A 17,803-nucleotide genomic window follows, 5' to 3' on the forward strand; every position below is an offset into this window, starting at 1 on the left:
ATGAAAACTGCACCTCCAATCCTTAGATGTTGTCTAACAATGGGGGGTGCAGTTTATTTTTTTACGTATTTTCTAATGTCGCAACATATATAAGCTGCAAGTGCTCTTCTTAGTTCTTACCGCCATAGCCCTTATAGGTAGCGTACACTTGATTGGCATATTGATCTGCGAGAATTGGGCGCCCATAAGAATCGGTAGCTCCGGGATACCAGTTATCTCCTCCGTTATAATGTAATAGCCCATTATATATGCTGCCGAATCTTACTATCTTTTCATTTAAGATGAGTCCGCCCAGGCGTACCTGATCTAGTTCACTGCCATGATTATATGCATGACCAAATTTAGAACTGAATTGAGATAAATAGGCTGCGCGAGTATTAGGTTCCACCTGCATTAATCCGTCACCCCCGGATGGGCTGCCAGGCAAGCCGGCTCCAAAGCTGCTCTCCTTCTTGATCACCGCACTTAGTAACAAGGCAAAATCCCCGCCTTTACCATATGCATTATCTACATCCATCACGTATGACCAAATATGACTTGGTACCTCGCCAGGTTTTGTCACTGAAGGAGATGGCGAACCAATATAAATTTTAACCGATGACATCTTGTCATTGATCTCGCTGCCGACCCAGGAAGAACTTGCGGTAAAGGTCCATTTTGTTCCTCCAAAGTCATTGTGCTCATACACCTCAACAGTCCAGCCGTTAGGGACCTTGAGCGAGGACATCCAGTCATTCGGAATGCCTGCCGCGTTCAGCTGAGACAGCGTATAATTGCCTACTCCAAGGGTTATGGCTGCTCCTCCGTAATTGATATCGGCATAGAATGTCACTCCATTGGCAGGTGGAGGAGTTGTTGGGGGAGTTCCACCTCCTCCTTGCGCCCATAAGGCAGGGACGACAGGGGGTTCCCAGCCGACGATAGAGGTGTGGGCCTGAAGGCAGGTGTACGTACTTCCGTTATACGTAACGTTATCATTTACTGCGTATGCTGTGTTGGGAGCCCAGGCCCCTCTACTGGCAGCACTTGCCTGTAAGGGGGGAAAGGCTGTAGAAATAAACACGGCTAAAATGACTAAAAGAGATAAAACCTTAAGAAACAAACTTAACCTTTTTTGATTCATATTCTTACCTCCTGATCAATGGTTTGTTAGCTGGCGACTTGAAGTTTTACAACTTATCACATTATATCGGTCTAATAAAGGTAATTATGAGTAAAAATAACAGTTTTAGTTGTAGATTTCTATATCAATAATCAGTTTGAAATTAATTAGAAATAGTGGTGCGGGCTTGAAGGGCAGTCCTTCTTTTTTGGCCAGGTCCGGCATAACTTGTATAGAAGTGTGTGTTCAAGAGCGGGCTTGAGCAACAAACCTCTAGAAGTTGCCTGCTGGCTGGGAGGGTGAGAGATGCTGCGATTCAGAAGGGGTTGGCGTAGCCGGAGGAGACGGCCAAGAAGAAAGTCTGGGACCAGGCGGTGGTTGTGGCTAATCATCGTGGTGATCACTATATTCGGATTTTTGCAGTTCTATAATTATGTAGAGAAGCATATGAAAGGCCCGATTATGCATTTGGCCAGTATCCGTGTGAAACAGATGGCCACGGAGGCGATCAATGAAGCGATTACTTCACAGGTAGCGAATACGGATCAAGTCGACCGATTGATCGATTGGAAGATGGATGGCAATGGGAAGGTGTCCGGATTCATGTTGAACTATTCCTCCCACATGAAGATTACATCGGATACGATCGCAACGGTGCGTGACACATTGGAGGAAGTATCGCATTTATCGGAGACGATTCCGCTGGGGCAAGCGCTAGGCAGTCCGATTCTCGCTTCATTTGGACCGCGAATCCCGATTAAGATTGAGCCGCAAGGGGACGTGAAGGTCGATTTGAGCACCCGTAAACAGGATGCCGGGATTAATATGATTCTGGTGGAGGTGTATTTGCGAGTTAAAGCGGAGCTGGCGGTTGTCGTTCCATTTGATATGGAGCCGCAATCGGTCGAGACCGAAATTCCCGTTTCGTACTTGCTCGTTGTCGGCGATGTCCCGATGTATTACTACGATAGCAAAGGCAATCCCGTAGGCAATCAGGCGGGAGCGCCCAATATTGCAATACCGGCTCCTAAAACAGGCGAGCAGCAGCCTCAGGAGGGCAGCAACTCGCCTATAGAAGGAACCGTCCCCTCGACAGAGGGGCAGGGGGACGGGCAAGATACGACACAATCGTCACAGCATTAAAAGAATAGGCTGATGCGAGTCCGTAGCTAATAAGTTATTCCGCTAATCCGGTGCTTATTTGCTGCGGCTACGCTCGGCCTTTTCCCATTGCTTAAGCAGGGGGTATGGATTGAAGGCCCACTCTGTAGTGCCGGTGTCACGGTAAATCCCGTAATGCAGATGAGGAGGGAACCTTCCCTGTGTTCCCGGCGGACCATAACCGCTGCTGCCGACCCAACCGATGACCTGGCCAGGCGTGACCATGTCGCCGATCTCAATCTTCTTCTCATATCCTTGTAGATGGGCGTAGTAATGATATCGATTATTCAGGTCGCGAATGCCAATGCGCCAGCCGCCATAAGGATTCCATCCCTTGGTCTCGATGATTCCATAACATACACTCCGAACCGGGACGCCGTAGGAGGCGAACAGGTCCGTCCCTTCATGCGTGCGCAGGCCACCCCAGCCGCGCCGGTCTCCCCACGTATCGCGATAGGTGTAGATGCTCTTGATTGGCAGCGGAAACGCGCTGGCGGTAGGATTGATTGGTCCAAACGTTTTGTAGATTTTGGCGAATTGTCGAATGCGCTTCACCGCAGAATCATTTTGATAATAACGCCATAAAGCGATTTGAAAGTCTTCTTCTTCATAACCGAGACTGATCAAATAAGAAGCCATCGTGAACATGGCGTCATGATCATCCGTTGGATCGGCGGCTCCATCCGCAGATGCATCCTTGCCAATTCCGCCGAACAAGGCAATCGTGGTCAGATTTTTGTCGGTCGGATCGGGATTAATCGGCCCGGACCAGATACCTTCCTTAAATCGGATGCTTGTTAAGCGATCGATTTGATCTTCCGACTTCACCTTTTTGCGGGAACGCGGGGTTATGGTCCGTTCATATTGATCGATAGCCGCAAGCCAATACCACGGAATTTGCGTCTGAATGCCGATTTTCTCATACAGGTCCCGTCTTAGCTCATAGACACTCAGGCTGGTCTGGGCTGCCCCGGGTTTCTCCGGACTGGCGGCATGGGCTGTAGTGACCGGGGACCCACGAAAAGACCAAGGCACCGTCACCAATGAAGCGGCGATAAGGCAGCTTATCGTCTTGCTGTATAGGGATGTTAAGGTTATCTTCAAGGTATCCGTCTCCTCCTTAGTGAGAGGTTTGTAGAGGTGGCTCAAAAAGGTCCGAGTTCGCATTGAATCAGAAAACCGATCGAAGTCATTCGAGAAGGAACCGCGATACAAAGGCCGGTTTTCACGCGATATCGAATTTTTCATCAGCTGCACTGATAGTTTATCAATCCGATATTTAACACAAAGTGAATCGGAAGTAGCTTTTTTGAGCACACGCTTATCGTCGATAGACGCAGGCCTACACTTAGGTTGGATCAAATGTTGTGCTTTTATTCCAATTTATTAAGTAGGTATTCCCAGTGGATTCATGGTATAATAAATGTCATTGTGGGATTACAATGTTCTTCAATACAAACCTATAAAGAAGGAAGGTTTCTATCTTGTCGAAGCTCGCAAATGAACCGAAACCGGACTGGATTAGAATTAAACTGACGACCGGCGATAACTATCAAGACATCAAGACAATGATGCGTTCCAAAACCTTACATACTGTTTGTGAAGAGGCACGTTGTCCAAATATATATGAATGCTGGGCGAATCGTACAGCAACTTTCATGATTCTGGGCGATATTTGTACACGCGCTTGCCGCTTCTGTGCTGTAAATACGGGAATGCCTACCGAACTGGATCTGCAAGAGCCGGAACGTGTTGCTGAAGCTGCTGAAAATATGAATCTGCGCCATTGCGTTGTTACAAGCGTAGCCAGAGATGATCTGAAGGATGGGGGCGCTTCGATCTTTGCAGGAACAGTCGCTGCCATTCGCAAGCGCCTGCCTCTTTGCTCTGTTGAAGTATTGATTCCCGACTTTATGGGGGATGAGGATTCCCTGCGTATCGTAATGAATGCGAAGCCTGACATTTTGAATCATAATATCGAGACGGTAGAACGCATGTCCGATCGTGTTCGCGCTAAGGCAAAATATCGTCGCTCCCTGGAGCTCCTGCAAAGAGCGAAGCAAATGCAGCCTGACATCCCTACAAAGTCCAGTATTATGCTTGGCGTAGGCGAGGAATGGGACGAAATTCTGCAAGCGATGGATGATTTGCGGGCGATAGATTGCGATATCCTGACGATTGGCCAATATTTGCAGCCGTCACCGAAGCATCTCCGTGTTGAGAAATACTATACACCTGAGCAATTCGCAGATCTGAAGGAAGAAGGCATGAAACGCGGCTTCAGCCACGTTGAATCAGGTCCGCTCGTCCGCAGTTCTTATCATGCGCATGAGCAGGTTAAATCGGCGAAGAGCCATAAAGATGGCGCGACTGCGTTGTCTTAAGGGCGATTAAGGAGGGAAAGCCAATGATCCACATTGGCGGCAGAACGTATGAACTGATATACAATCATAAGAATGCTTGGGATCAGGAAGCATTCAAGCAAAGATACAGCGAAGTGTTGGATCGTTATGATTACATTATCGGCGATTGGGGCTATGAGAAGCTGCGTTTGAAGGGTTTCCTGCGTGACAATCATCCGAAGGCAACACGCGATACTGCATATTCCAGCATTACTGAGTATATTAACGAGTACTGCAATTTTGGATGTGCCTACTTTGTTCTGCAGAAGATGAAAGATACTCCAAAAGAACCTTCCAACAAAACAGTCCAAGAAGAAGAGAAAACGGCTGCCGAGTAACTCGGCAGCCGTTTTATTATGTTATTTATTAATAAGATAAATGAATAATGCCTTGTTGAAAGCTCCATTTCAAATCAGGGAATTTCTGCTTGAAATCATGCAATTCCACATAGGATTCATCGTCGATAATTTTGATACTTTTGGAGGCTAGGGTAAATCCTGTCTTCTTGCCGCTTAGTTCGGTGACAACCAGCTTCTGAGCCGTTTTGTTCCAAGTCGTGTTGCCCTGGACGAGTGCCGCGAGCACTTTGGACGGTACGTAGACTTTGCTGCCGCTCTGAACGGTGTCGATATAACCGCTCAGTTCAACGCCATTCACCTTCAATGAATAGGCGCTGCCGCTTAGCTCCATGTGCTTCAGGCCAGCTTTATACAGTCCAGTGACGAGCTGAGCAACAGGATGGCCTGTAATCTCGATGTCAGGCTTCAGGCCGATATAATTGAAGTCTTCTTTATTTGGCGTTAAGTAACGCTCAATGGTCATCTTAAGGTAACCGCCATTGGATAATTGGAAGACGTTCTGGATCCGGGCTTTTCCATAGGTTTGGGCACCTACGACCTTGGCGATTCCATTATCATGCAGCGCGCCCGTAAGAATCTCAGAGGCGCTGGCCGTCCATTCATTCGTCAGAATGGTGACCGGCATTCCAATGTCTTTGCCGTCCGTGATATTTACCTTCTCCAGCTTGCCGCTCTGATCGGCTGTATACATAAGTGTACCGTTCTTCATGAATTGGCTGGCGATATTTTGCGCGGATTCCACATAGCCGCCCAGATTATCACGCAGGTCGAGCACCATCGATTTCATGCCTTGATTGCGCAATGAAGTTAATACTTTGGCGAACTCCTCATCCGCATTTTCCGAGAATGAAGCGATGGAAATATAGCCGATCTTGCTGGACGGAATGAGCTTCCCTGTTACCGATGTGAGTGAAAATTCAGTACGCTTGACGGGAAAAGTAAGGCTGTCAGATCCACGCTTGATCGTAATGCGGATGACGGTACCTGCTTGTCCGCTCAGGTCGATATCCTCCATGTCGGCAACGGGAATGCCGTTAATTTTGGTGATGATATCCCCTTGTTTAAGACCTGTATTCTTGGCTGGAGAACCGTCCAGCACACCTGTAATGTACAACTTGTCCTTAGCATACCTAAGCGTGATGCCGATGCCGATATATTCCTGGTTGATGCTGCCGGCAAATTGCTCCATATCATCAGGAGTTAGATAATCACTGTATGGATCATCAAGGGTATAGATCATTCCGCGTATTGCATTATCGATAAATTCCTGCCTTTGTGTCCCCTCGATATTGTAAGCATCTAGATAATCGAGTACCTCTTGCAAAATCTCAAGCTCTGAATCCTTGGTCTGTTCCGTGCTTTCGGCAGCGGCGCTGGCCGCCTGCGGGAGGGTGAGCATCAGGACCAGCAGCGGAACGAGCAATCTCCTACCTAATTTGTTCAACTTCATTATTGTCCATCCTTTGCAAAATAAGATTAACCTAAAAAGGCATTGCGTACCCGATTCCAGAATGGAAAAGGACGATAGCGTACAAAACTGATCTTCTGCTTGGCAACCTGACAGCGAACCGAAATAAGGTCTTCCACAGGCGTATTGATATGATCAATGGTAAGCATTAAATTTTGTTCTTTGCGTGAATATATATCACAATGGTGATGCTTAGGCAGCACCAGCGCTGAGCCCATCGTACGGAATACACGGTTGTTGATCGAAGCAATCTCAGAAATCTGCATAGCTTCTATGGAAGGATGAACCATGGCGCCCCCAAGGCTCTTATTGTAAGCCGTACTTCCTGAAGGGGTGGATACGCAAATGCCGTCCCCTCTGAACATTTCGAACATCTGGTCGTTAATGTCAACCTGGGCTACGATCGTACCGCCATCCACGCTTTTGAGAGTAAATTCATTGAGGCAGATGAACGAGGAGGTACCGGATTTCTTGACCACTTCCACTTCCAGCAGGGGATAATGGACGATTCTGGGATTCAACTGCCGGCGGTCTTTCTGTCCGCTCATAAGTAGAATGAGTTCGGGGATTTCATCCGCTTTCCAGTCGGCATAGAAGCCGAGATGGCCAGTATGTATTCCAACAAAAGCGATGGAAGATACGCGGTTAATGAAGGAGTGGAATGCATGGAGCATCGTGCCGTCCCCGCCAATAGACACAACAATATCAGGGGATTCGGCATCCAGTATCAATCCATGCTCCCCCGCCAGCTTGTGAAAGGACTTGCTAAGATCTCTGGATAGTTGATCTCCGCGATCCAGAACGTAATATCTCAAGGTGAAAGGCTCCTTTGCAAATCTTTTATAATACCTGTAAAGATCATAATCAATTATGAAAAATAACACAACGTTTCATTTTTTTCGCTTTTCTTTCTGCCAAGGCAGGGATGACAGCAGCTGCTGAATGATTCGCGCCAAAAGAGATAAAATAAGCAGTATTACTACAATTTTTACGAAGACGATAAACAGGCTCGGCACTTCGTTCCATCGTTGCAGCAGCTGTTCAGGCTGCTCCAGCGGCTTGAAGGAGGGGCTTGCACCCATTAATGGCTTCCAGGCCAGAAGCATAAGAGCTGCGGCCAGAAAAGCATGAATCAGCCTGGCGAAGAAGAACGGAAGGTAACGCAGATCCGCATCATTCAAGATGCTGGCTACCTGTGCGTGGACCGACAGACCTCCCCAGGATAAAATAAAGGCGGCCGCAGCTGCCTTGAACATAAAGGGGACATCGGCGGGGGCTGCTGCTGCTTTAGCCCCAAGCGTGACCTCGAACGTTCCGCCTACAAAGGCTTGGGCCAACTCAGGGGGCAGGTGCAGGATAGCTAGCAGCCCATGTACCATGCTATAGAAGAAGCCCATTACGTTTGCGGCGGTCAGCACCTCGAGGATGACGGAGAAAAAGACGACCAGTCCGCCCACGACGACCATGAGCTGAAGGGACGAAGTGACCGCTTGGCGCAGCAGTTCTCCCAGGCTTCGTCCGTCTACAAGTCGGGCTTCATGCATGGCCCTTAGAGCAAGCCGAATACTAAAGCGTGCTTCGCTTGACTTCTTGTTCGCGGAAGCCGCTGATTTATCGGTACTTTGCTTCGTGCCGTAGAATCTCATGATCAAGCCAACAAGGATGGCGCTGCCGTAATGAACGAGGGCGAGAGCGCCGGCCAGCTTCGGATTGCCGAAGAAGCCGACGGATACAGCTCCGATCAGAAAGATCGGATCCGAGGTCGTAGTGAAGGCGACCAGCCGCTCCCCCTCTTCGCGTCCGATCAGCAGCTGTCTACGCAGCTTGGTGGTGAGCTTGGCGCTGACAGGATAACCGGAGGCGAAGCTCATGGCGGCGACAAAGCCGCCGGTTCCAGGGATGCGAAATAAGGGCTGCATCAAAGGGTCCAGCAGTTTACCTATAAAATGGACAATGCCAAAACCGAGCATCAGCTCGGAAATTACAAAAAAGGGGAACAGGGACGGGAACAGCACGTCCCACCAAATAGCTAATCCGCGTACACCTGCCTCCCAGGAGGCCGAAGGATAGATCAGCATCAACACGATGAGAATAAGTGCTAATAGAGGAATAATCGCTCTTGTCCAGCTTTTGTTCATGGATAACGCCTCCACATGAGTCATAGTCCAGTGTATGAATCCGGAGGGACAAACATCACCAAAAAAACAAGAAAGCGATTACATAAGGTGCTGTTTTTTTCGCTTTCATATGGTAAAATAGAACTATAAATTAATTTCTGGATGGGGTGTTGAATATGAGTTTTGTTGCCGGTATTCTCGTATGCGCCTTTGTATACGTTATTCGTGCCTCTCTTGTCCACCCTGGTGAAGAGGACTGGCGTAGCTACTAACGAACTAAATTTACTACTTGTAATAAGCTCCGATAGGAGCTTTTATTTTTTTTTGGTATAATTTATCTAAGTACAACCTTTATCTGTGCGATTGAGTTACCTCTACAGAAGAAGATAGGAGATGAATGCAGGGTGAACCCCAATCTGAGTATTTACGAGAATCTTGGCGGGGCAGAGACGATCCGACGTATAGTCGAGGCTTTTTATCCGCGCGTTGTAGTTGATCCGCTTATCGGTCCGCTATTCCCTGCAGATATTAACCCGGTCATGGAGAAGCAGTATATGTTCCTGACTCAGTTCTTCGGGGGGCCATCTCTTTATTCCGATATGCACGGTCATCCGATGATGCGGGCACGCCACATGGCCTTTCCTGTTACACCAGAGAGGGCTGAAGCCTGGTTGGCATGCATGAGTGCGGCGCTTGAGGAGGTCGGGGTGGATGAACCGCTGCGAGCCATCGTTATCCAGCGTCTGTCAGGCCCCGCGCATCATTTTGTGAATACACAAAGCAGCATGAATGATTAAATTGTGGAGTAACCCCGATCAGTTTTTCTTTCAAAGGGGACTTTGTAAACAACTACTTTTAGTGAGAGATGGAAAGGAAGTATGCAGCTTGGAACTAGAACCTCTCTTTACGATTAAAGTGACATGCAACTATTGCGAGAATGAATTCACGACATCTCGTGTCCGCCCCAGCTTCAAAAGAGCGATAAAAACGGATACCGATTTTTGCGGCTATTACCGCAATGAGAATCCGGATTATTACGTGGTTCGGGTGTGCCCGTTCTGTGGATTTGCTTCTACGGAAAACTCAACCGAACGTCTCAATGAACGACAGACTGCCCGTTATCATGAGGAAATCGAGACGCGCTACATTAAGCGGGATTATGGAGGCAAGCGGGACTGGAGCACGGCGCTTGAGACATACAAGCTTGGATTGCTATGCGCCCAGACGATTAATGAGAAGGAAAGGATCATTGCAAGTCTTCTGCACCATATAGCATGGCTGTATCGATATAAAGAAGATCGTGAGCAGGAGCGGCGTTTTTTACAGTACTCATTGGAATCCTACATACGTGTATTTGAGACGGAAAGCAATCTTGGCAATGACGCCAGACTGATGTATCTGATCGGAGAATTGAATCGCCGCACGGGCAATTATAATGATGCTGTGAAGTGGTTCTCGAGAGTGATTAATGACAAGAAGATTATGGATGCCTCTATGATTCGGGCTTCAAGGGAACAGTGGGCAGTATTGCGTGAGGAAATGTTGAATGATGGGCATGAATTGCCTGAGGAGATGCAAAATTAACCGAAAATAGGGGCTGATTCGATCCTGGATCACTCAAATCCGAATAAGAATAGCCCCTATTTTTTTGCATATTAATTAACCGTTGGTTATTTAATCCTTGCGTACGATAGTATCGGTTAATAAGTAATCGTTGTCGCTGTCCAACACCGTAATTTTATTGCCGCAGCAAGGGAAGACCAGGAGTTTCTTCTTGCCTTCCCTCACGCGGACGATGTCGTCCGGCTTAAATTTTGCAAGCAGAACGTTGTCACTATGGCAGAAAGGGCATTGCGGGAGATAAACATCGCCCATAATGATGTCATAAGGCAGGGCTTTATTAAAAGGAATCATTTTGGTTCATCCTTAACATCAGAAGGGTTGCTCCCGTTGTTTTTGCTGGCTAATTCAGCGAGCTTCTGCAGCAGAATATGCTGTGGCATATGCATCAGGTGCTCGATGGGAACTTTCAGTTCCGCGGCCAGCTTCACGGCCGTCTCCGGCGAGATTTGCAATGGTTTCATAGTGGAACATGCCTCCTGTCTTGAATGTTAGAATAAGCGTATACCTATAGTTATACACTTTTACTCGGATCAGTTCCACAATTCCTGCAACACAGGTTGAAGAAGAAAGGATGATATATCGATGAAACAGGTATCTGTAAATGATCAGCTTGTAGAAACTTGGAATCTGGACTCCATCTTTCCTGGAGGATCTGCCTCAGCGGAATTTGCGAAATTCCTGGATGAATTGAGCCGCAGTCTTACTGAACTTTATTCAGCATTGAAGCAAGCATCTGCACCAAGAAATGTAGAGGAGACGCGTGCTTTGGATCAGACGATTGAGGGGCTGCAAAGTGCGCAGGCCAGAGTGCTCGAGGCCAGTTCCTTTGTCGAATGTCTGACGGCTCAGGATCAGCACGATAAGAAGGCGGTTCAGCTAACGGGCAAAGTGACCTCTCTAAAAGCAGCAATGCAAAATGTGCTGACTTTGTTCGAAAGTTTGCTGCGTGATACAGAGGATCAGGTTTGGCTGGAATGGATCGCTCGGGATGAGATCGCTCCAATCGCCTTTATTATGAATGAAAAGCGGGATTCCGCACGTGAGAAGCTTTCCCCGGAATTGGAAAGTCTGGCTGCAGATTTGGCTGTAGATGGGTATCATGGCTGGGGCCAGCATTACGATACAATTGTATCCAAGGTTGGTGTTGATTTTACGGATGACGAAGGGAAGAAGTCTACGCTCTCCGTTGGGCAGGCGGCGAATAAGCTAAGCGATTCCGATCGCTCGGTTCGTGAGAGAACATTCGTGGAATGGGAGAAGGCTTGGGGGGATGTGGCTGATTATAGTGCAGACACATTGAACAGATTGGCCGGATTTCGTCTGAAGCTGTATGAGAAGCGCGGCTGGGAAGATGCGTTGAAGGAGCCGCTGCAAATCAATCGTATGTCTAATGAGACATTGGATATGATGTGGCAGGTGATCGAAGAGAACAAACCGATTTTTGTCTCGTATTTGGAACGTAAGGCTAAAATGCTTGGAGTGGAGCAGCTTAGCTGGAGCGATGTGGATGCACCGCTTGCCAAGTCAGAGACAAAAATAAGCTACCAAGCGGCGGCGGAAGATATTGTGAAGCAATTTGGCAAATTCAGTCCGAAGATGGCTGATTTTGCGGCGGAGGCATTTAATCGCAGCTGGATTGAAGCTGAAGATCGCCCAGGGAAGCGTCCGGGGGGCTTCTGTACTTCACTTCCAGTTAGCAAACAGACGCGGATATTTATGACCTTCGGCGGTAACTACTCGAATGTATCTACTCTGGCTCATGAGCTGGGACATGCGTACCATCAATATCTGATGGAAGAGCTGCCGCAATTCAATCAGGATTACGCTATGAATGTAGCCGAGACGGCATCAACCTTTGCTGAGATGATTTTGGCGGATGCGCTTCTGAAAAATGCGGAAAGCAAAGAAGAGAAGCTGGCCCTGCTCGCTGAGAAGGTGCAAAACAGCGTGTCCTTCTTCATGAACATTCATGCCAGATTCCTGTTTGAGACCCGCTTCTATGAGAAGCGGAAGTCTGGTATGCTCGATGCTTCTGAACTATCTGCTCTGATGGAGGAAGCACAGCGTGAAGCTTTTCATGGAGTGCTTGGCAAATATCATCCGCTCTTCTGGACATCCAAGCTGCATTTTTACATTACGGATGTACCGTTCTACAACTTCCCTTACACCTTCGGCTACATGTTCAGCACCGGGATTTATGCTCGCGCGCTGAAAGAAGGAGAGGGCTTTGCAGAGAAATATGATGCGATTCTTCGTGACACAGGCCGGATGACCGTAGAAGAATTGGCCTCCAAACATTTGAATGCAGATTTAACGAAACCTGACTTTTGGCGCGAGGCGATGGCCCTTGCTGTTGCGGATGCGCAAATGTTTCTTGATTTAACCAAATAAATGGAAATCCAATCCTTTGATTGATTTGCTTAACAGCCTTGTTCCTGAATCCGGGAAACCAAGGCTGTTTTTTTGACTTTATTTGTTGAAGGGAGGGAAATGCCTTAACGATTCGGAGAAAAAATGAGCAATATTTTTATTTTTAAAATTTCATTGATAATGATTCTCATTCTATGTATAATGATTATCATTATCAATGAAATTTTATACTTGGGGGGAAATTATGAACAAAATTAGCAAAATCCTAGTTATTATCTCACTTATTGTATTGACATCCGCTTGTGCCAACTCCAAAGCTAACAATACGAACCTAAAGTTAAATAATAATCAGCAAGTTAATGCAGCGAATAGGGGGAGTAATAACGAAGCTGAAGCTAGTACAGAGAGCTCCTCAGAAATAGATCTAGGTCTTGATGAGGCAAAAGTGCAGGAAATTGTAGATCAATTTGGGGGTCAAACTCCTACAAAAACGGTGACCTTGTCTGTCGCTATTACGGAACTTTACAATGCGCTTGGATTGGAGCTGGCAGGCGTGCCAACTACGATGAGTACATTACCGGCAGCCTATGACCAGGTTCAGCGGATCGGATCGTCTCATGCACCTGACCTGGAACAAATCGCAAAGCTTGAGCCTGATGCGGTAGTTGCACCTGCATCGATCAAAGATAGCATTGCAAAAATGATTGAGCCGGCAGGATTGCCAGCGGTATACTTGCCGGTTGATTCTCTGGATGAGCTTAAACAGTCGATGGCAGCGCTTGGTAAAGTCTATGACCAAGAAGAAAAAGCTAATGAAGCCTTAACCAATTTTGCCGCCCGGGAAGCGGAAGCCCTCAAGCTCTCCGAAGGAAAAGAAGCGCCAACGGTCATGTTCCTGTTCGGATCGGTTGATTCATTGATGTTAATGAATGAAGATACATTTGCAGGAAGTTTGGCGAAAAAATTAGGTGCCTCCAATGTATTAAGTAATGTATTGAAGCAAACTGAAACTTATGTTCCGATGAACATGGAATCCGTTGTTCAAGCCAATCCGGATATAATCCTACTGGTCGCCCATGGCGATCCCTCCGCCGTTGCCAAAAAATTTGAAGAAGATGTCAAGCAAAACGGAGCCTGGGAGAAGATGGATGCATTTAAAAACAACAAATTGATTACGCTCGACTACAATCTTTATGGGATCGCTTCGCTTGTCAAAGCACCAGATGCCTATAAAGATATGGCTTCCATCTTGTATAACGACTAGGCTAAGGGGAGCACTGTGTTGACAAAATACTTAAAAAACAAACAAGTTCTTGTGATAGGAGTAGCCGTAGTGCTGCTCCTTCTATCCATCATATTGGCCATTGGAATAGGCAGCGTACGTTTTACTCCCTATGAGGCCTGGCAAACCTTAATAGGAAAAGGTAACTCTTCATCCAATACTATCCTCTGGGATATCCGGATTCCAAGGGTTCTGATGGCTTTGCTCATCGGTGCCAATCTGGCCGCTTCGGGGATATTGCTGCAAGCGGTTATGAATAATCCGTTAGCTGATCCAGGGTTAACAGGAGTATCTAGCGGTGCGGCTGTTACCGTCTTATTCATCATGCTGGTAGCTCCTGAATACACTGGGTTCATTCCAATAGCAGCGATCGTAGGAGGCGGGGGCGCTGCCATCATGGTCTATGCCTGGGCCTGGAAAAAGGACAGCGGATATACGCCAATTCGCATTATTTTGTCAGGTGTCGCAGTCAATGCAGTATTCGGTGGTGTCATTGGACTGCTATCGATTCTGTATAGCGACAAATTACCCGCTGCCCTGCAATGGATGAACGGCAGCTTGTCAGGGAAAGGAATGAAAGATGTCCTAAGCATTCTTCCTTATTCCATCGTTGGCTGGATTATGGCAATCCTGTGCATTCGTCAAGCGAACATTCTTCGATTGGGAGAACAAGCAGCGCATAATCTAGGACAAAACTTGAACCGGGTTCGGTTTATCCTCTCCTTTGTCGCTGTATTTCTCGCGGCGATCTCCGTATCCAAAGTAGGTCTTGTCGGTTTTGTTGGCCTGATAGTGCCGCATATGGCTCGTATGATTATTGGATCTAATTATAAACATAGCCTTCCTCTCAGCCTTATGTTGGGCCCTATCATTTTGATCGTAGCGGATACAGCAGGCCGTTCACTGTTTAGTCCGCTGGAAATACCGGCCGGTATCATTATGGCCATGGCTGGGGGGCCTTATTTTCTATATTTGATGCGAAAAGGAGGTGCCTGATTTGTTAAAGGTACATTCTCTTTCCATACGGTATTCGGATCGAACCATTGTAAGTGACTTTTCTATCGACGTGAAGGAAGGAGAGGTAGTATCCATTATCGGGCCAAACGGTTCCGGAAAATCCACGATATTAAAAGGAATGACGGGACTTGTTCCTTGCAAGAGCGGACAAATATGTATTGCTAATCAGGAAGCCAATCATCTGAGCAATAAACAAATGTCGCAATTGATGTGTATGTTGTGTCAGTCCAATGTAAGTCCAGTGGATATGACCGTCGGGGAGCTGATAAGCTATGGCCGCATGCCCCATAAGAAGTGGTATGAACGGCTGGATGCCGAGGATCATGAAATTATCGAGTGGGCGTTGATGAAGACAGATATGAGGAAGTTCAAGGATCGCAAAGTAACCTCCTTATCAGGCGGTGAATCCCAAAAGGCATGGCTGGCCATGGCGTTGGCTCAACGTCCTAAGGTGTTGCTTCTGGATGAGCCGACGACGTATCTCGATATCGCTCATCAGCTTGAAGTGCTTGATCTTGTGCATTCTTTAAATCGCGAGTTGAAGCTTACGGTACTCATGGTGCTGCATGATTTAAATCATGCAAGTATTTATAGTGACAAAGTATGTGTGATCCGAAACGGCGCTATACAAACCTATGGAAGGCCACAGGATGTACTGACACAGGAATTAATTCGCAATGTATATGGTGTAGAGACGGAGATAAATCATTTGCCCGGCAATCCGCGGCCTCGCATTCAAATACTTCATAAAATATAAACTGAAATGGGGATGAACATGAACGTATTAGATATAGCTTCCATCAAAAATCAATATCTGGAATTTTCGAACAGTCTTAAAACGGTGATGATGAGTACCATTGATGAACAGGGAAAGCCATTTGTATCCTATGCACCTTTTGTGAAGCACAACGGAAAGTTATATGTTTACCTAAGCAGGGTTGCCAATCATTATGATCATCTGGAAAACAATCCATTGGTGGATGTTATGCTTATTGAAGATGAAGGCAATACAGCAAATTTGTTTGCACGACAGCGTGCGCGGTTTGAATGTACTACTCAAAATGTCGGAAACGATGGATATGAAGAAGTGTTCGAGTTATTTAGTGAAACATTCAATAAAAAGATGTTCGGAATGCTGAGAACTTTGGATTTTTCACTTTTTGAGATTACACCCAGGAATGGACGTTATGTTGTGGGCTTCGGGTTAGCTTTTGACATTGATCTTATGGGGGATCGATTTGAACATGTAGCACGCGATGGACATGAGCAAAATGAAAAAACAACACAGGCCACATAAAAAGGGGTGAAAATAGATGAAGACAGTTTCCACCGTATTGCCCGTTTGGAATGCCATTCAAAATCGATTTCATGATATGGTTAGGAAATTACCGGAGGAGAGCTTGTCATTAAGCTTGGGCGGTTCCTCCATTGGTCAAATGCTGCGCCATAATGCGGAAGTAGAGTATATGTTTGCAGAATGGTTCTTTGAATGTCCCATGCCCGAAGGATTAGAAATTGTCACAGGGCGGGGGGCAGCGAGGAGCACGAGGGACTTTACAAACCTTCAGGAGCTTGTTGCTGTGCTTGAAGCATCCAATAAGCATTTGATAGCAGCGATGGAAGCACTCCCGGAGGAACAATGGCATGAGCAAAAGGACTGTCCGATCGGACCTTCAACCCCGCTTGAATCGGTGGGACGCCTAATGTATCATGCTGGGATTCACTCTGGACAAATATCGCTTATCCAGAAATGCTCGGTCAATAAAGAGAGTGCAGAGGTAAATCAATAAGGAAAATGAGAAAAGCCCAATTGTTAGATGATCTCTAGCAGTTGGGTTTCGTTCTGTCGAGAAAACAAACAATTTGAAAGTTATATTTTGGAATATAATGACGTAAATAGGTATATAGTTGGTTTAATATAGTAATAAATAACCAATTTTTCTTTTAAATGTTGAATGATAGAATATACTGGAATATAATGTGACATAAGCCCTAATTTAAGGGGATAAAAGGGAAGGGAGGGGGAGTATGCTTACAGCCGATCAGCTCTCCTTGGCAAGACAAGTCGATATCGTATTTAAGGAGTTATCCGTAGAACTTGGCGGTATGACTTCAGGCACCGTATTCATCCAAATTCGCAATAATATCATTGGCAAATTCGGTATTCGCCATAATCCGATCGCCGGCCGCAACGGTCATTTGCAGGAAGAAGAACAGGGGTTATCTTCGGAACAGATCCAATCTTTTCGCGTGATGGCAGTGGAAGCCTTGAAGTACAAGCGCTATTGGACCCATGGGGAGATTAGCTATGAGTTTGCTTTGAACAAAGGTACCATAATGGTTGATGCTACGCTGGAGTCCAATTATAATATGGCAAACCTCATGATTCAGAGATATCCGAGAGTAAATGCAGCCAATACATACAAAGAATCTGATCTATCTTCATAATTGATTAAGTGAATTTATGAACTTTGGTTATTATAGTGAAAGACAGGCGACCTGCCGATGCAGATCACCTGTCTTTCTATAGGTGTGAATAGGAGAGAGCGAATTACATGTTAGAACGACCTGACAATTGCTGCTCTGCCATTTGAACCAGACGTTTAGTGATGTATCCTCCTAAGGAGCCGGTTTCACGAGAAGTATAGTTCCCCATGTAGCCGTCTTGCGGGATCGATACGCCCAACTCTTGCGCTGCTTCATACTTCAATTGCTGCAAAGCAGCATTTGCTTGAGGAACGACAAGGTTGTTAGAGCGGTTTCCGCGGCCTTGGTTTTGACCTGCCATGTTTGTCACCTCCTTTGGCCTTTGTGATGTTAGTATGGTTTTTGCAGAATAAAATATTCAGTATAACTGCTACTTTGCAAAGTGGTAATTATTTGAAACCAGAGAACCTGTATA

20 protein-coding genes are annotated in these 17,803 nt (G+C 46.5%); 12 read left to right on the forward strand and 8 right to left on the reverse strand.

Annotated features, from left to right (window positions below):
* Window positions 1-109 precede the first annotated feature (109 nt).
* Window positions 110-1,123 (reverse strand): carbohydrate-binding protein, encoded by a 1,014-nt coding sequence (locus DMN77_RS14145; protein WP_068778024.1) that lies wholly within the window; start codon window positions 1,121-1,123, stop codon window positions 110-112.
* 285 nt (window positions 1,124-1,408) lie between these two features.
* Here DMN77_RS14145 and yunB point away from each other — a divergent pair, with 285 nt between their 5' ends.
* Entirely contained in the window at window positions 1,409-2,245 is an 837-nt protein-coding gene (yunB, locus tag DMN77_RS14150; RefSeq protein ID WP_082789887.1) for a sporulation protein YunB, read from the forward strand.
* A gap of 54 nt (window positions 2,246-2,299) precedes the next feature.
* On the opposite strand, the gene DMN77_RS14155 is transcribed toward yunB, so the two are convergent.
* Entirely contained in the window at window positions 2,300-3,367 is a 1,068-nt protein-coding gene (locus tag DMN77_RS14155; protein ID WP_256872396.1) for a M23 family metallopeptidase, read from the reverse strand.
* 380 nt (window positions 3,368-3,747) lie between these two features.
* On the opposite strand from DMN77_RS14155, the gene lipA reads away from it, so the two are divergent.
* Together lipA and DMN77_RS14165 are read left to right on the forward strand one after the other, a co-directional pair.
* Window positions 3,748-4,647 carry a lipoyl synthase gene (gene lipA, locus DMN77_RS14160; protein WP_068778022.1) on the forward strand — a complete coding sequence of 300 codons (900 nt, stop codon included), beginning with the start codon at window positions 3,748-3,750 and terminating at the stop codon, window positions 4,645-4,647.
* Window positions 4,648-4,670: 23 nt separating this feature from the next.
* Window positions 4,671-5,003 carry a YutD family protein gene (locus DMN77_RS14165; protein WP_068778021.1) on the forward strand — a complete coding sequence of 111 codons (333 nt, stop codon included), beginning with the start codon at window positions 4,671-4,673 and terminating at the stop codon, window positions 5,001-5,003.
* 28 nt (window positions 5,004-5,031) lie between these two features.
* Here the strand turns inward: DMN77_RS14165 and DMN77_RS14170 are convergent, their stop codons facing one another.
* From DMN77_RS14170 to ylbJ, 3 genes are all read right to left on the reverse strand, one after another.
* Window positions 5,032-6,474: a S41 family peptidase gene (locus tag DMN77_RS14170; RefSeq protein ID WP_179015491.1), complete on the reverse strand. Its 1,443-nt coding sequence runs from the start codon at window positions 6,472-6,474 to the stop codon at window positions 5,032-5,034.
* Between the two features lie 26 nt (window positions 6,475-6,500).
* The gene (locus DMN77_RS14175) at window positions 6,501-7,307 is read right to left on the reverse strand and encodes an NAD kinase (RefSeq protein ID WP_068778019.1); all 807 of its coding nucleotides are present in this window, start codon (window positions 7,305-7,307) and stop codon (window positions 6,501-6,503) included.
* A 75-nt stretch (window positions 7,308-7,382) separates the two neighbouring features.
* A complete protein-coding gene (gene ylbJ, locus DMN77_RS14180; RefSeq protein WP_068778018.1) occupies window positions 7,383-8,630 on the reverse strand; it encodes a sporulation integral membrane protein YlbJ in 1,248 nt (415 codons plus the stop codon).
* A gap of 383 nt (window positions 8,631-9,013) precedes the next feature.
* Between ylbJ and DMN77_RS14185 the strand changes: the two genes are divergently transcribed.
* Together DMN77_RS14185 and DMN77_RS14190 are read left to right on the forward strand one after the other, a co-directional pair.
* Window positions 9,014-9,406 (forward strand): globin domain-containing protein, encoded by a 393-nt coding sequence (locus tag DMN77_RS14185; RefSeq protein ID WP_179015492.1) that lies wholly within the window; start codon window positions 9,014-9,016, stop codon window positions 9,404-9,406.
* Window positions 9,407-9,494: 88 nt separating this feature from the next.
* Window positions 9,495-10,193, forward strand: coding sequence for a DUF2225 domain-containing protein (locus DMN77_RS14190; RefSeq protein WP_179015493.1), 699 nt, complete (start codon window positions 9,495-9,497; stop codon window positions 10,191-10,193).
* Between the two features lie 90 nt (window positions 10,194-10,283).
* Here the strand turns inward: DMN77_RS14190 and DMN77_RS14195 are convergent, their stop codons facing one another.
* Together DMN77_RS14195 and DMN77_RS14200 are read right to left on the reverse strand one after the other, a co-directional pair.
* Window positions 10,284-10,523, reverse strand: coding sequence for a hypothetical protein (locus DMN77_RS14195; RefSeq protein WP_068778015.1), 240 nt, complete (start codon window positions 10,521-10,523; stop codon window positions 10,284-10,286).
* Window positions 10,520-10,693 carry a YycC family protein gene (locus DMN77_RS14200; protein WP_069188260.1) on the reverse strand — a complete coding sequence of 58 codons (174 nt, stop codon included), beginning with the start codon at window positions 10,691-10,693 and terminating at the stop codon, window positions 10,520-10,522. Before DMN77_RS14200 ends, DMN77_RS14195 begins: the two co-directional genes overlap by 4 nt.
* 121 nt (window positions 10,694-10,814) lie before the next feature.
* Between DMN77_RS14200 and DMN77_RS14205 the strand changes: the two genes are divergently transcribed.
* The 7 genes from DMN77_RS14205 (at window position 10,815) to DMN77_RS14235 (ending at window position 17,349) form a co-directional block, all read left to right on the forward strand.
* The gene (locus DMN77_RS14205; protein ID WP_179015494.1) at window positions 10,815-12,623 is read left to right on the forward strand and encodes a M3 family oligoendopeptidase; all 1,809 of its coding nucleotides are present in this window, start codon (window positions 10,815-10,817) and stop codon (window positions 12,621-12,623) included.
* Window positions 12,624-12,846: 223 nt separating this feature from the next.
* Window positions 12,847-13,866 carry a helical backbone metal receptor gene (locus tag DMN77_RS14210; RefSeq protein ID WP_256872397.1) on the forward strand — a complete coding sequence of 340 codons (1,020 nt, stop codon included), beginning with the start codon at window positions 12,847-12,849 and terminating at the stop codon, window positions 13,864-13,866.
* A gap of 18 nt (window positions 13,867-13,884) precedes the next feature.
* The gene (locus DMN77_RS14215) at window positions 13,885-14,880 is read left to right on the forward strand and encodes a FecCD family ABC transporter permease (protein ID WP_179015496.1); all 996 of its coding nucleotides are present in this window, start codon (window positions 13,885-13,887) and stop codon (window positions 14,878-14,880) included.
* Window positions 14,873-15,658 carry an ABC transporter ATP-binding protein gene (locus DMN77_RS14220; protein ID WP_324254216.1) on the forward strand — a complete coding sequence of 262 codons (786 nt, stop codon included), beginning with the start codon at window positions 14,873-14,875 and terminating at the stop codon, window positions 15,656-15,658. The genes DMN77_RS14215 and DMN77_RS14220 overlap by 8 nt, the downstream gene beginning before the upstream one ends.
* Window positions 15,659-15,676: 18 nt before the next feature.
* On the forward strand, window positions 15,677-16,198 hold the full coding sequence (locus DMN77_RS14225; protein ID WP_068778010.1) for a HugZ family pyridoxamine 5'-phosphate oxidase: 522 nt from the start codon (window positions 15,677-15,679) through the stop codon (window positions 16,196-16,198).
* Window positions 16,199-16,214: 16 nt separating this feature from the next.
* Window positions 16,215-16,691, forward strand: coding sequence for a DinB family protein (locus DMN77_RS14230; protein ID WP_068778009.1), 477 nt, complete (start codon window positions 16,215-16,217; stop codon window positions 16,689-16,691).
* A gap of 238 nt (window positions 16,692-16,929) precedes the next feature.
* A complete protein-coding gene (locus DMN77_RS14235) occupies window positions 16,930-17,349 on the forward strand; it encodes an O-methyltransferase (RefSeq protein ID WP_068778008.1) in 420 nt (139 codons plus the stop codon).
* Window positions 17,350-17,452: 103 nt separating this feature from the next.
* Here the strand turns inward: DMN77_RS14235 and DMN77_RS14240 are convergent, their stop codons facing one another.
* Window positions 17,453-17,689: an alpha/beta-type small acid-soluble spore protein gene (locus DMN77_RS14240; protein ID WP_068778007.1), complete on the reverse strand. Its 237-nt coding sequence runs from the start codon at window positions 17,687-17,689 to the stop codon at window positions 17,453-17,455.
* Between the last annotated feature and the right edge of the window lie 114 nt (window positions 17,690-17,803).

This window comes from Paenibacillus sp. 79R4 (assembly GCF_013393165.1).
Lineage (GTDB): Bacteria > Bacillota > Bacilli > Paenibacillales > Paenibacillaceae > Fontibacillus.

Bases quoted from the DNA above. Each gene is read 5' to 3' on its own strand.
- DMN77_RS14170 (WP_179015491.1), bottom strand. From the start codon at position 6,474: ATGAAGTTGAACAAATTAGGTAGGAGATTGCTCGTTCCGCTGCTGGTC.
- DMN77_RS14145 (WP_068778024.1), bottom strand. From the start codon at position 1,123: ATGAATCAAAAAAGGTTAAGTTTGTTTCTTAAGGTTTTATCTCTTTTA.
- DMN77_RS14240 (WP_068778007.1), bottom strand. From the start codon at position 17,689: ATGGCAGGTCAAAACCAAGGCCGCGGAAACCGCTCTAACAACCTTGTC.
- DMN77_RS14235 (WP_068778008.1), top strand. From the start codon at position 16,930: ATGCTTACAGCCGATCAGCTCTCCTTGGCAAGACAAGTCGATATCGTA.
- DMN77_RS14165 (WP_068778021.1), top strand. From the start codon at position 4,671: ATGATCCACATTGGCGGCAGAACGTATGAACTGATATACAATCATAAG.
- DMN77_RS14210 (WP_256872397.1), top strand. From the start codon at position 12,847: ATGAACAAAATTAGCAAAATCCTAGTTATTATCTCACTTATTGTATTG.
- DMN77_RS14230 (WP_068778009.1), top strand. From the start codon at position 16,215: ATGAAGACAGTTTCCACCGTATTGCCCGTTTGGAATGCCATTCAAAAT.
- DMN77_RS14225 (WP_068778010.1), top strand. From the start codon at position 15,677: ATGAACGTATTAGATATAGCTTCCATCAAAAATCAATATCTGGAATTT.
- DMN77_RS14195 (WP_068778015.1), bottom strand. From the start codon at position 10,523: ATGATTCCTTTTAATAAAGCCCTGCCTTATGACATCATTATGGGCGAT.
- ylbJ (WP_068778018.1), bottom strand. From the start codon at position 8,630: ATGAACAAAAGCTGGACAAGAGCGATTATTCCTCTATTAGCACTTATT.
- DMN77_RS14205 (WP_179015494.1), top strand. From the start codon at position 10,815: ATGAAACAGGTATCTGTAAATGATCAGCTTGTAGAAACTTGGAATCTG.
- DMN77_RS14200 (WP_069188260.1), bottom strand. From the start codon at position 10,693: ATGAAACCATTGCAAATCTCGCCGGAGACGGCCGTGAAGCTGGCCGCG.
- yunB (WP_082789887.1), top strand. From the start codon at position 1,409: ATGCTGCGATTCAGAAGGGGTTGGCGTAGCCGGAGGAGACGGCCAAGA.